Genomic DNA, 11,603 nt, shown 5'->3' with positions numbered 1-11,603 from the left:
TCCACTGCAGCCATCGCAGTAATGCTTTCAACATCCCCGTTGCGCCTTGAGCGTGACTGAAGGCAGGAAGAGAAGTGAGTGTTCTGGAAGAAGTATTGGAAGCGCCACAGGCTGACGCCTGCTCGCTGGACAACTATCTGTCCCAACCCGACCACACCATGGATGCCCGTATTGCGGCTGCACGCGAGGTTCTGGGCAAAACCGCCATCATCCTTGGGCACCATTACCAGCGTGATGAGGTGATCCGCTTCGCCGACTACACCGGCGACAGCTACAAGCTTTCGAAGGTGGCGGCGAAGACTGATGCCAAGTATCTGATCTTCTGCGGCGTGCACTTCATGGCCGAGAGCGCCGATGTGCTGGGCAAGGGTGGCCAGCAGGTGATTCTGCCGGATCTGAACGCCGGATGTTCCATGGCCGACATGGCGGAGATCGGTCAGGTGGAGGATTGTTGGGAGCAGTTGGAACGGGCCGGGGTTGCGGCGGATGTCATGCCGCTGACATATATGAATTCCTCGGCAGCGATCAAGGCCTTCTGCGGCGAGCGGGGCGGCCTGGTGTGCACCTCTTCGAACGCTCCGGGAGCCTTTACCTGGGCCTTCGATCGTAAGCAAAAGATCTTGTTCCTGCCTGACCAGCACCTTGGCCGCAATACGGCGTATGCAATGGGCATCGGGCTGGACGAGATGGTGGTCTGGGACCCCTGGGTGATCGGCGGCGGTGTTTCGCCGGCGAAGTTGAAAGCCGCTAAGGTGATCCTGTGGAAGGGGCACTGTTCGGTGCATCAGCGCTTCCTGCCGCAACACGTGGACCAGGTGCGGGCGAACTATCCGGGTATCCAGGTGATTGTGCATCCGGAGTGCCGTTGGGAGGTCTGCCAGAAGGCGGATGCTACGGGATCGACCGAGAAGCTGATTGAGGTGATCCAGCGGGCTCCGGAGGGAGCCATGTTCGCCGTTGGAACCGAGATTCACCTGGTGAATCGTATGGCGAAGCTCTTCGAAGGTCGCAAGAAGATCATCACGCTGGATGACTCGGGCTGCCTGTGTACGACGATGTATCGCATCAGCCCACAGCACCTGGCGTGGGCGCTGGAGAACCTGGTCGAGGGCAATGTCGTCAACCGCATCAAGGTGGATGACGAGGTGAAGCACTGGGCCCGGGTGGCGCTGGACCGGATGCTGGAGATCAAGGTTTAGATTTGCAGCGACAGGTTGGCGGGCGTACTGCCGTGTGAGATATCAGGAAAGCGGCGCGGTGTCGCTGATTCAGAGGCATAATTGTCATATGCGGACCTTTACCCTTTCCGAGGCGCAGACCATGTTGCCGGTGCTGGAGAGCCTGCTGAAGCGCGCGCAGACAGCAGCGCGCCTGGCAGCGCAGGTGGAGGGGGAGCTGCAGGACCTCTCGCAGCGGATCTTTTTGCATGGCGGCATGCATGTCGATATCGCTGCTGTGGCCCGTCGCCGTGGGCAGCGCGAGAAGGCCATACAGGAAGCCAAAGACACGCTCGCGGAAATCGACGCCATTGGGGTTCAGGTAAAGGATCTGGACACCGGCCTGTTGGATTTTCCCTTCCAGCTTGAGGACCGCGTGGTACTCCTCTGCTGGAAGCAGGGGGAGACCGCGATCACGCACTGGCACACCATGGAAGATGGCTTCGCTGGACGGAAACCTCTGGACGAGCGGTTTACACGCGGCGAAAAGCTACAGTAGTTACTCTTTTATTCCATAGAGATATCTATTTCCTGCGATCTCTAGCGCCAGATGTTTTCCAGGGATAGTGTTTGACAGACGATAAGAATTATCGTTTACTAAGTCTTGATGGAATCGTCTGCGACAAACTTCCGCGAACTGTGCCAGCAACACGGCATCGCGGTGACGCATCAGCGCCAGGTTCTGTTTGAGATCATGCAAGGCATGCACGGGCACCCCTCTCCGGAAGAGGTTTACGCGCGTGTGAAGAAGAAGATTCCCGCTATTAGTCTGGCAACCGTCTACAAGAACATTCATCTGTTCGTAGAGAGCGGAATCTTTCGCGAGGTCAGCATGCACCATGGCACGCTGCGCGTGGAGATGAACAGCCGGCCGCACCACCACATGGTTTGCTCCATGTGCAAGTCGATTTCGGATATTGATGAAGCCGATCTCGGCCTATTGCCTTCTCATCAGAAACTGCCCGGCGGGTTCCTCGTCGAGCGGTACGCGGTGGATGTCATCGGCATCTGCCCGGATTGCCAGGCAAAGAAGAGCAACTAACAACGTATTTGCCGCAGTCGACTACGAGAGTTTTGCAGTTCCGAGTTTCTGCGGACCGGTGTGCCGGTCTGCACACGATAACTACACCCCGAGGAGAGACACATGCTTCAGATTGGCGAGAAGTTTCCAAATTTTTCCGTGGTAGCCACGGTCAGCCGCGATAAGGACAAGGCCTTTGAGACGATCACCGAGGAGTCCTACCCCGGCAAGTGGAAGCTTTACTTCTTCTGGCCGAAGGATTTCACGTTCGTTTGTCCGACCGAGATTGCAGGCTTCGGCAAGCTGAACCAGGAGTTTGCGGATCGTGACTGCCAGATCCTGGGCGGTTCGACCGATTCCGAGTTCGTGCACCTGGCATGGCGCAACAACCACGAGGATCTGCGCGACCTGCCCTTCCCGATGCTTGCCGATATCAAGCGTGATCTGTCGGGTCAGCTCGGCATTCTGGATCCGGACGGCGGCGTCTGCCAGCGTGCGACGTTCCTGGTGGATCCGAACAACGTGATCCAGTTTGTGTACGTCACCGCCGGCTCGGTGGGCCGCAATCCGCAGGAGGTCCTGCGTGTTCTGGATGCGCTGCAGACCGACGAACTCTGCCCCTGCAACTGGCAAAAGGGCGAAGAGACCCTGGCCGTCTAAACCGAGTTGAACTGAAAAGGTGGCCGCCGCTGGAGTGGCCGCCTTTTCTTGCGCCCGAATGGCGCAGAGAGAGGAGATTTTTTCATGGCACTCGATGATGTGATCGGCAGCTTGCCTGCCTACGCGAAAGATCTGAAGCTAAACTTCAGCTCGCTGGTGCGCCAGAACACGGAGCTCAGCCCGCAGCAGCTTTGGGGAACCGTAGTCAGCACCGCGATCGCTACTCGGAATCCGGAGTTAACAGCGGCGACCATCGAAGAAGCAGTCAAGGTGCTGACCCCTGTCGCTCTGGATGCCGCCAAAGCAGCCGCGGCGATTATGGGCATGAACAACATCTACTACCGTTTCCATCACCTGACGGACAACGAGAAGTACGCGACCCTGCCCGCGCGCCTGCGCATGAATGTGCTGCGCACGCACAACGTCGATCACGTCGACTTTGAGCTGTGGTGTCTGGCCGTTTCGGCGGTGAACGCGTGCGGCAAGTGCGTCAGCTCACACGAGAATGTGGTTCGCCAGAAGGGCATGACGGAAGAGGTGGTGAACGCAGCCATCCGCGTCACGTCAGTGATTCACGCTATCGGCGTAGTGCTGGATGCGGAGAAGGCGTCGCCTACGCCGCAGGCGTAGGCGACAGTTGCTAGTTGCTAGTTGCTGGTTCCTAGTTGAAAAACAAAAGCCCCATCCGGCACAGAGCGTGGATGGGGCTTTATCTTTTCGGAACAAAAACTAGCAACTAGGAACCAGCAACTAGCAACTGTATCTAGTCTTTTTTCTCCGGTTTCCCACCCGGATTCCACGCGGGTTTCCAGTTGGTATTGATGAGCCACTCTACGGGAGCCTCCATCGAGGCGATGGCAGTGGTCATGTGTTTGAAGTCGATGGTGGTGATCTCGTCGGTGACCTGGTGATAGTCCGTGTGCAGGCCGAAGCTGGAGACGGTATGGGCGACGATGCCTTCGAGAGCCAGGCCGTAGTTGTCGCTGCGCATGAAGAAGTTTTCCTTCGGATGCGGATCCTGCACGAGGTGAGCGCCGTGCTTCGCGAGTTCGGGTCCAAGGGTGCTGCGCTCAAAGCCGGTGAGCCAGAGGGTGCCTTCGGGGACGGCTAAGTCGGAGCGGCCGATCATCTCGAACTCCAGGTTGGCGACGATGCTGGTGATGGCTACCGGCGGATGGGCCAGAAAAGCGCGGGCGCCGAAGCCGCCCAATTCTTCTGAGCCGAAGATGGCGAAAACGACAGTGCGCTTAGACGGCTTGGCATGGGCCAGGTAGCGGGCGAGGTTGAGTACGGCGGTCGTGCCGGAGGCGTCGTCATCCGCTCCGTTGTAAATCGCGTCTCCATTGACAGGCTGTTTGGCGACGCCCAGGTGGTCGAGATGGGCAGTAAGCAGAATGACCTCAGACTTCAGCTTCGGATCGGTTCCGGGAAGGATCGCGATGGCGTTCCAGGTCTCAAAGCGGTCAGCGGGGGCGTATCGTTGTTCGATGCGTTGTTTGGCACGGTCCGAGAGCTCGACCGGAGCCTTCTGGATGAAGCTTCCGTTGTTGCCCGGTTGCAGACCGATCTCCTGGAAGACCGCTGCGGCGTACTGGGCGGCGATGTGCTCATCGCGCGTGGCCGACCCTCGGCCCTGCAGGGCATCGGATGCGAGAAAATTCATATCGGCGCGAACCTGCTGTTCCAGAACGGATTGCGGGCTTTGTGCGTCCAACAGGCAGGTCGTCAGGGTCAGCAGCGCGGCTGCGCCAAAGGTCATGCAAGAGCGTTTGAGCATGGCCGGATTATAGGCAAAGCCACGACACAGACCCAATTCCTGCGACAATGGTGAGCGTGTTGAAGCTGTGCCGAGCATTGCGCTTCTTTGTGGTTCTGCCGATCGTTCTATTGGCGGGTTGCAGTGACTTCTTTCCGCCGATCAAGGGTGGCGGAAGCAGTTCGGGATCGAACATCGTGTATGTGGCGAATGCGAGTTCGACTTCGGTGACCGCCTATGCCATGTCGACGGGAGCGCTGGTGGCCGTCAGCGGATCGCCTTACACGTTGAGCTTTACGCCAACGGCGATTGCGGTGACTCCGGCAAATACGTTCGTGTATGTGGCGGGTAGCGGCGTGGTGTATGCGTACTCCATTGGCACCGGCGGCGTACTGACGGCGGCGAATAACGGCACCGCGGTGGCGAACGGCAATGTAGTGTCCATGGCCATCTCCCCCGATGGGAAGTGGCTGTTCACGCTGGATGCGGATGGGGCGACCATCGAGGAGTATTCCATCAACACATCGACTGGTGTACTGACGTCAGCCAGCGGAGCGTCATACAGCTTCAGCTCGGGAACGGCGGTGGTGCCCAAGGCGATCAAGGTTGCTCCTAACGGCAGCTACGTAATCGTGGCTCTGGGGACGGCGGGCGAGATTGTTTACGGCTTCAACACGTCGACCGGCGCAATGAGTGAGAACCAGCGGCTGTCGGCTCCTGGATCGAGCAGCGATAACGCCATTGCGATCGACAAGAACACGGCGTATCTGTTCATCGCCCGCAGTGGGAACTCGGCGGGGCTGGCGGTTTATACCATTGGTACGGGTGGGGCGCTCACGATTGTGAGCGGATCGCCGTTTGCGACCAGCAGCCAGTCGACCTCGGTGGTGGTGGATAACACGGCGACGTATGTCTATGTAGGGAACCAAGGGGACGGTACGATCTCGGGTTTCACCATCGGTACGGGAGGAACACTGACTGCGCTTAGTGGATCGCCGTATTCGGCCGGCAAGACCATGACCGCTCTGGCCGCGGACTCCACGGGCAAGTACATTCTGGCGGCGGCCAATGGAGGCTCGCCTGATCTGGGGATGTATGCCTTTGATTCTTCGACAGCGGGGCGGATTTATACGGTCAGTTCAACGACGACGGCGTACGGTCCTGTCGCAGTGGCTGTGACGTACTAATGTGGACGCACTCAAGTGGACCCACTCATAAGTGCTCTTGTAGTTGACGCACTAGGTGCCTGCGGCGAACCGTGATTTACGCATACGCATCTGCAGATAGTATGCTCGGAGCTGTCCGGACGTGAGCTTTCCGTCATTCCAACGTAGATTGTTCGCGCTCGCCGCAGTCTTTGTGCTGCTGGCGGGATGCAGCCGTCTACGCCCTAAACCCAAGGACGAGTATGTCTATGTCACCGCCAAGGGGACCTACCTGCGGGATCGTTTGGCAGCGGTGTCAAACCGTACGGGGAATGTCGACAACGGACAGAAGTTGAAGATCCTGGAGCGTCAGCGGCACTACTTCCGCGTGGTGACCGATAAGGGCGAGACGGGCTGGATTAACGAGCGGGCGGTCGTGACCCAGGACACCGTCGATCAGTTCGAGGCCCTGAAGAAGGAGTATGCCCGGCAGCCTGCAGTGGCCACCGGTGTGGTGCGGGATGATGTGTACCTGCACCTGAAGCCGGGCCGCGATACGGATCGTTTCTACCGGCTGAATGAGGGAGAGAAGCTGGGGCTCATTGCCCGGGCTACACTGCCCAAGCCTACGCCTGGGGGCGCTCCGCCGCCGCAACCGAAAGATGGTGAGCCGCCCGCGCCTCCGCCGATGGAGGACTGGTGGCTGGTGCGCTCGGGAGACCGGTCAGGCTGGATGCTCTCGCGCATGATGGATGTCGACGTGCCGGATTCGGTGGCGCGATACGCCGAAGGCCAACGCATCGTGGGCAACTACGTGCTGACGAAGGTTGAAGACGATGAGATTGAAGGCACGGACAAGATGGTGCCGATCTTCGTCACGCTGATGAATAGCTGGAAGGCCGGGCTGCCGTATGACTTCGACCAGGTGCGCGTCTTTACCTGGAACCGGGCCAAGCACCGGTATGAGACGGCTTTCCGCGATCGCAATATCCAGGGTTTTCTGCCGGTGGAGGTCAAGACCGACCCGGGCCAGCCGAATGCTCCGCGCCAGAGTGCAAACACCCTGCCGGCGCCCTCGTTTACCTATCGGGTGTTGGCTGCGGACAACGGCCCGGTGATCCCCGATCCTGTGACCGGAATCTCGAAGCCTTCGAAGCTGGTGCAGAAGACCTACCGGCTGGAAGGAAATATCACTCGCCGGGTGCTGAAGCCGGGCGAGGTTCCGCCGGCGGAGGCGAAGGCCAGCGAGGACGAGGCAACCAAAGCCGCAGCGAAGAAATCTCCCAAAAAACGCAAGTAGTTGGGGGGCAAAGGTTTGTTTAGCGTTTGTTTGTGACTGCTGGGGCGTGACTTTACAGACGTTGTCCGCTTCAGGCATTCTCTCTCCACTGGGACTTACGTACTGTGGGGTCTCAGACGCAGAACTCATTCAGACCTTGAGAGGAAGAAGCGATACATGAAGACCTGGACCCGTCCCGATTTCAAAGAAGTAAGCCTCGGCTGCGAGATCAATAGCTACTCCCCCGCCGAAATCTAACCCTTGTTTACATTGCAATTGCTGGGAACCGCCGCTGGCGGCGGTTTTCCGCAATGGAACTGTGCCTGTGCTCTGTGCGATTCGAGCCGCAGAGATCCTGTGCGCTGCACGCCCCGGCTGCAGCTACAGGCTGTGGTGCGTTCGCATGGGCGGAATGTTTTGTTGAACGCAGGGCCAGACCTGCGTGTGCAGATTGAAACAACACCTACGCTGCAGCCCAGATCAGCAGATGGCCGGCGAAATACTCCCATCGATGGCATAGTCCTGACTTCGGCGGATCTGGATCAGGTGCTGGGCCTTTTGCTGATGCGCGAGTTTCAACCGCTGCGGGTGTATGCCACGCCCCTGGTCCGAAGGGTGCTGGAAGCCAATAGTTTTTTCCGGATGCTGGAGCGGGTGCCGCAACAGTTGACCTGGGTCACGATGCTTCCCGGCGAACCATTTGAGCTGCTGCCCGGAATCACATGCAAGGCGATTCCGATGTCAGACGATCTGCCGTATTACGCGAAGAGTTTCGGTGCGAGCGCCGAACCGGGACAGGCTGTGGTCGGGCTGGTTCTGGCGAGTGAGGAACGGAAGGTTCTCTATACACCGGCGGTGGGACACATCTCGGAAGCCTTGTACCGCGAGTATGCGGCGGCGGATGCGATTGCCGTCGACGGTACTTTCTGGAGCGATGACGAGCTGCAACGGGCACAGCCCGGGACACCATTGGCGCGTGAGATCGGTCACATTCCGATGAGCGGTGAGGAGGGAATGATGGCACAGCTTGCGGAGCTGCGAGGACCGCGCAAGGTCTTTGTGCACCTGAACAATACGAATCCCATTCTTGACCGCCAGAGTGATGAGCGTAAGGCCGTGCTGGCCGGGGGATGGGAGATCGCGGAGGATGGATGGGAGCTGTAACGATGTTGACCGCAGAGGAGATGTTAAGTCCGGACGAGTTGCATGCGCGGCTGCAGGCGGTAGGAGAGGCGAAGTATCACCACCGCCATCCGTTTCATGAGCGGATGCACCGGGGTGAGCTGACACGCGGGCAACTGCAGGCATGGGCTCTGAACCGGTACTACTACCAGAGCCGAATCCCCATCAAGGATGCGCTGGTGCTGGCCAAGAGCGACGATCCGGCTTTTCGGCGCGCATGGCGAAAGCGGATCCTCGACCACGACGGTGACGAGAGCGGTTACGGTGGCGTCGAGAAGTGGATCCAGTTGGCCGAGGCTGCAGGTGTTTCGCGTGAAGACACGATTGCCTGCAAGGGCGTGCTGCCGGCAGTGATCTTCGCGGTGGATGCATATCTCGCGCTGGTGCGTGACAGTTCACTGCTCGTCGCGGTGGCATCGAGCCTGACGGAGCTGTTCTCGCGGCAATTGATCAGTCTGCGGATGGACCGGATGAAGCTTCACTATCCCTATCTGGAGCCGGGTCTGGCCTATTTTGTAGGCCGGTTGACGCAGGCCCCGGAGGACGCGGCGTTTGCCTTGGACTATGTGACGAGGCACGCCCGCAACCGCGAAGAGCAGGAGCAGGTGATTCACGCGCTGGAACGCAAGTGCGAGATCCTGTGGGCACAGCTCGATGCCATTGAGCATGCGTATGTAGTTCCGGGAATACCGCCTCCGGGATGCTTTTTGCCAAAGGGGGATCTGTGACGCCAGATTCGATTCCGCAGATGACACCTGGATACCGGCTGCATCCCACGCAGGACGTGGTGCTGATTCCTGAGGGTGTGCTGGAGCTGAGTGGACCCTCGCGCGACGTCTTGCTGGAGGTGGACGGCAAACGCACGGTGCGTGAGATCGTCCATAATCTGGCGGCGAAGTATGAAGGAGCCGATGAGAACGAGATGCTCGACGATGTAGTAGCGCTGCTTGGCCGTCTGGCCGAACGCGGCGTGCTGCAGGGGTAATGATGTATGCCTGCGACGACACGGCCACAATCGCTGATCTGTGAGGTGACTCACCGTTGCCCGCTGCACTGTCTCTACTGCTCGAACCCGATCGAGATGCAGCAGTCAGCGGCGGAGCTTCCGGCCGAGGTGTGGCGCCGGGTCTTTCAGGAGGCTGCCGCGATGGGCATCCTGCATCTGCATCTGACCGGCGGCGAGCCGCTTGCACGTAAAGACCTGGCGGAGCTGATCCAGGCAGGCCATGAAGCGGGCCTATACGTGAATATGGTGACCTCTGGTGTGGGCATGACGGAGGAGCGGCTTGCAGGACTCGTGCAGGCGGGGCTCGAGCATCTGCAGCTTAGCTTTCAGGATGCGGATGAGGCGCGGGCGAACTACATCGCCGGAACGCGGGCGCATGCCTGGAAGCTAGGGCTGGTTCCGCTGATCAAGCGGCAGCGCTTGGCCTTTACAGTGAACCTGGTGGTGCACCGGCAGAATCTCGATTGCTTGGAAGAGATGATTGCTCTGGCTGAATCGCTCGAGCCCAACCGCATCGAGATCGCGCATGTGCAGTACTACGGCTGGGCGCTGAAGAATCGTAGCCTGCTGATGCCCACTGAGGAACAGGTGCAGTACGCATTGCCTGTCGTGGAGGCAGCGAAGACGCGTCTGCGAGGAAAGATTCATCTGGATGCTGTGCTTCCGGATTACTATGCCAACTTCCCCAAAGCATGCGTCGGTGGGTGGGGACGGCAGATGATCCTTATCGATCCCGCAGGCCGCGCGCTCCCGTGCCACTCGGCAGGTATTCTGCTTGGATTCGAGTTCGACAACGTGCGGGAGAAGAGCCTGTCGTGGATCTGGGAGCAGTCGCCTGCGTTTGAGCGGTTTCGCGGCGATGCCTGGATGTCGGAGACCTGCCGGAGCTGCGACCGGAAAGAACGCGACTTCGGCGGCTGCCGATGTCAGGCCTTTCTGTTGACGGGCGATATGGAAGCGATCGATCCGGTGTGTACATATAGCCCGCAGCACGGATTGATGGAAGAGCTGAGGAAGCCGGTAGGGGATGAGCTGCTGCCGATCTACCGGAATAGTTGATTGCCTGAATCGTCATTAGTTCATGCCATATGAACTTCAGACTCGCCACACCAGAGGAACGGCCGGGATATATATCTCTTTTGTTGTCATCCTAAGCATCGCGAAGGACCTGCTTCATTGGTGTGGCAAGAGGAACATCTCAGGCACGACTCCTGTTGCCCCATTCTTTTGCGAAGCAAAAGGGTGGGATATCGCGCAACGCGCGACCGCTTTTAAATCACCGTCCACTGTCCGGGTGCCCCACCCTCGCAACGCTAGGGTGGGCAAAGAAGCCACAACATTCCATACGACCAACTAGTGTCCTGAGTCCATTCGTTCATAGCAAAATGTTGTCATCCTGAACGTAGTGAAGGACCTGCTTTTTCAACGCTTCGGATGGCAAAGGCACTTCATGATTTATGGCATGAACGAATGACTCACCACGCTAGTCTAGAAAAATTCCTCTAAGACCGAACAGACCCTATCTCTCTCCGGCTGGAACTAATCTCTTAGAGGCCTTCCAGAGCTGACGGTTGATGAAATCAGGGGCAAGGCGTCGCATGAATGCGAGCAGATTGGACTGGCCGGGCCTGATCTCGAGCTTACCCGCTTTGAGACCTGCAAAGGACTGCTTGATCAAATCATCGGTGCTTATCAGCGTGACGCCCTCTCCTTCCTGAATCTCCGCTGTCAGATCGGTCTTTACGGCCGGCGGCATGAGCTCGATCACCTCTACCCCAGTTTCCTCCAACTGGAACCGCAACGACTGGGTGTAGGCGTGAACGGCTGACTTGGTCGCACAGTAGATTGGCGCCGAAGGCAAAGGGACGAAAGCGAGTGCGGAGGATACGTTGATGATGGTGCCTTTGTTGGCCGTGAGTATGTCGATGAAGGCAGAACTCATCCGGATGACGCCGCCTATGTTGATGTCCACCTCCGCCATCAGTCCCGCGAGGTCAGTCGCCGGGATTTTGAGGTTCTTGTGGAGCATGATGCCCGCGTTGTTCATCACGACGTCGAGCTTTGGATAATCAGCCTTCACGCGCTTTGCAAGGGCAGCGATCTGCGCGGGATCTGCGACGTTACTCTGGATAGTGTGGAGCTTGGGATATTTTGCTTTTAGTTCATTGAGCACCGATTCACGGCGGCCAGTCACGATAACTTGATTGCCAAGTTCGAGAAATTTGAACGCGAAGGCCAGGCCGATACCTGCGGAGCCTCCAGTGATGAGTATGGTGCGACCGGTGAGTTTCATTGGATTCCTTTCGTTATGAAGTTGAGTGGTCCTGGCATCGCCAG

14 protein-coding genes are annotated in these 11,603 nt (G+C 58.6%); 12 read left to right on the top strand and 2 right to left on the bottom strand.

The features are described 5' to 3' along the window. Nucleotides 1-74: 74 nt before the first annotated feature. The 5 genes from nadA to OHL21_RS23415 all read left to right on the top strand — a co-directional run bounded on the left by nadA (nucleotide 75) and on the right by OHL21_RS23415 (nucleotide 3,528). Nucleotides 75-1,199, top strand: coding sequence for a quinolinate synthase NadA (gene nadA, locus OHL21_RS23435; RefSeq protein WP_263419722.1), 1,125 nt, complete (start codon nucleotides 75-77; stop codon nucleotides 1,197-1,199). Nucleotides 1,200-1,287: 88 nt separating this feature from the next. Beyond that, complete coding sequence (locus tag OHL21_RS23430; RefSeq protein ID WP_263419721.1) at nucleotides 1,288-1,716, top strand: DUF2203 domain-containing protein; 429 nt, start codon at nucleotides 1,288-1,290, stop codon at nucleotides 1,714-1,716. 108 nt (nucleotides 1,717-1,824) lie between these two features. Next, on the top strand, nucleotides 1,825-2,259 hold the full coding sequence (locus tag OHL21_RS23425; protein ID WP_263419720.1) for a Fur family transcriptional regulator: 435 nt from the start codon (nucleotides 1,825-1,827) through the stop codon (nucleotides 2,257-2,259). 102 nt (nucleotides 2,260-2,361) lie between these two features. Further along, a complete protein-coding gene (locus OHL21_RS23420) occupies nucleotides 2,362-2,898 on the top strand; it encodes a peroxiredoxin (protein WP_263419719.1) in 537 nt (178 codons plus the stop codon). Between the two features lie 84 nt (nucleotides 2,899-2,982). Further along, nucleotides 2,983-3,528 carry a carboxymuconolactone decarboxylase family protein gene (locus OHL21_RS23415; protein ID WP_263419718.1) on the top strand — a complete coding sequence of 182 codons (546 nt, stop codon included), beginning with the start codon at nucleotides 2,983-2,985 and terminating at the stop codon, nucleotides 3,526-3,528. A gap of 133 nt (nucleotides 3,529-3,661) precedes the next feature. Here OHL21_RS23415 and OHL21_RS23410 read toward each other — a convergent pair whose 3' ends face one another. After that, nucleotides 3,662-4,675 (bottom strand): M20/M25/M40 family metallo-hydrolase, encoded by a 1,014-nt coding sequence (locus OHL21_RS23410; protein ID WP_263419717.1) that lies wholly within the window; start codon nucleotides 4,673-4,675, stop codon nucleotides 3,662-3,664. A gap of 59 nt (nucleotides 4,676-4,734) precedes the next feature. Here OHL21_RS23410 and OHL21_RS23405 point away from each other — a divergent pair, with 59 nt between their 5' ends. From OHL21_RS23405 to pqqE, 7 genes are all read left to right on the top strand, one after another. Beyond that, nucleotides 4,735-5,841 (top strand): lactonase family protein, encoded by a 1,107-nt coding sequence (locus OHL21_RS23405; protein WP_263419716.1) that lies wholly within the window; start codon nucleotides 4,735-4,737, stop codon nucleotides 5,839-5,841. 121 nt (nucleotides 5,842-5,962) lie between these two features. After that, nucleotides 5,963-7,099 (top strand): SH3 domain-containing protein, encoded by a 1,137-nt coding sequence (locus tag OHL21_RS23400; RefSeq protein WP_263419715.1) that lies wholly within the window; start codon nucleotides 5,963-5,965, stop codon nucleotides 7,097-7,099. Between the two features lie 156 nt (nucleotides 7,100-7,255). Beyond that, complete coding sequence (pqqA, locus tag OHL21_RS24630) at nucleotides 7,256-7,336, top strand: pyrroloquinoline quinone precursor peptide PqqA (protein WP_147650507.1); 81 nt, start codon at nucleotides 7,256-7,258, stop codon at nucleotides 7,334-7,336. A 3-nt stretch (nucleotides 7,337-7,339) separates the two neighbouring features. Then, nucleotides 7,340-8,242, top strand: coding sequence for a pyrroloquinoline quinone biosynthesis protein PqqB (gene pqqB / locus OHL21_RS23395; protein WP_399259206.1), 903 nt, complete (start codon nucleotides 7,340-7,342; stop codon nucleotides 8,240-8,242). Nucleotides 8,243-8,244: 2 nt separating this feature from the next. Continuing rightward, complete coding sequence (pqqC, locus tag OHL21_RS23390; protein WP_263419713.1) at nucleotides 8,245-8,988, top strand: pyrroloquinoline-quinone synthase PqqC; 744 nt, start codon at nucleotides 8,245-8,247, stop codon at nucleotides 8,986-8,988. Next, nucleotides 8,985-9,245 (top strand): PqqD family peptide modification chaperone, encoded by a 261-nt coding sequence (locus OHL21_RS23385; RefSeq protein WP_263419712.1) that lies wholly within the window; start codon nucleotides 8,985-8,987, stop codon nucleotides 9,243-9,245. The genes pqqC and OHL21_RS23385 overlap by 4 nt, the downstream gene beginning before the upstream one ends. Nucleotides 9,246-9,251: 6 nt before the next feature. Beyond that, nucleotides 9,252-10,325, top strand: a complete 1,074-nt coding sequence (gene pqqE / locus OHL21_RS23380) for a pyrroloquinoline quinone biosynthesis protein PqqE (protein ID WP_263419711.1) — start codon at nucleotides 9,252-9,254, stop codon at nucleotides 10,323-10,325. A 460-nt stretch (nucleotides 10,326-10,785) separates the two neighbouring features. On the opposite strand, the gene OHL21_RS23375 is transcribed toward pqqE, so the two are convergent. Then, on the bottom strand, nucleotides 10,786-11,559 hold the full coding sequence (locus OHL21_RS23375; protein ID WP_263419710.1) for an SDR family oxidoreductase: 774 nt from the start codon (nucleotides 11,557-11,559) through the stop codon (nucleotides 10,786-10,788). Between the last annotated feature and the right edge of the window lie 44 nt (nucleotides 11,560-11,603).

The organism is Terriglobus albidus (assembly GCF_025685425.1).
GTDB lineage: Bacteria > Acidobacteriota > Terriglobia > Terriglobales > Acidobacteriaceae > Terriglobus > Terriglobus albidus.
This window is presented reverse-complemented; position numbering and strand designations above follow the sequence as displayed.

Excerpts from the sequence above, each read along its gene's own strand:
- OHL21_RS23430 (WP_263419721.1), top strand. The coding sequence starts at position 1,288 with ATGCGGACCTTTACCCTTTCCGAGGCGCAGACCATGTTGCCGGTGCTG.
- OHL21_RS23425 (WP_263419720.1), top strand. The coding sequence starts at position 1,825 with ATGGAATCGTCTGCGACAAACTTCCGCGAACTGTGCCAGCAACACGGC.
- OHL21_RS23420 (WP_263419719.1), top strand. The coding sequence starts at position 2,362 with ATGCTTCAGATTGGCGAGAAGTTTCCAAATTTTTCCGTGGTAGCCACG.
- OHL21_RS23415 (WP_263419718.1), top strand. The coding sequence starts at position 2,983 with ATGGCACTCGATGATGTGATCGGCAGCTTGCCTGCCTACGCGAAAGAT.
- OHL21_RS23410 (WP_263419717.1), bottom strand. The coding sequence starts at position 4,675 with ATGCTCAAACGCTCTTGCATGACCTTTGGCGCAGCCGCGCTGCTGACC.
- pqqA (WP_147650507.1), top strand. The coding sequence starts at position 7,256 with ATGAAGACCTGGACCCGTCCCGATTTCAAAGAAGTAAGCCTCGGCTGC.
- pqqC (WP_263419713.1), top strand. The coding sequence starts at position 8,245 with ATGTTGACCGCAGAGGAGATGTTAAGTCCGGACGAGTTGCATGCGCGG.
- pqqE (WP_263419711.1), top strand. The coding sequence starts at position 9,252 with ATGCCTGCGACGACACGGCCACAATCGCTGATCTGTGAGGTGACTCAC.
- OHL21_RS23375 (WP_263419710.1), bottom strand. The coding sequence starts at position 11,559 with ATGAAACTCACCGGTCGCACCATACTCATCACTGGAGGCTCCGCAGGT.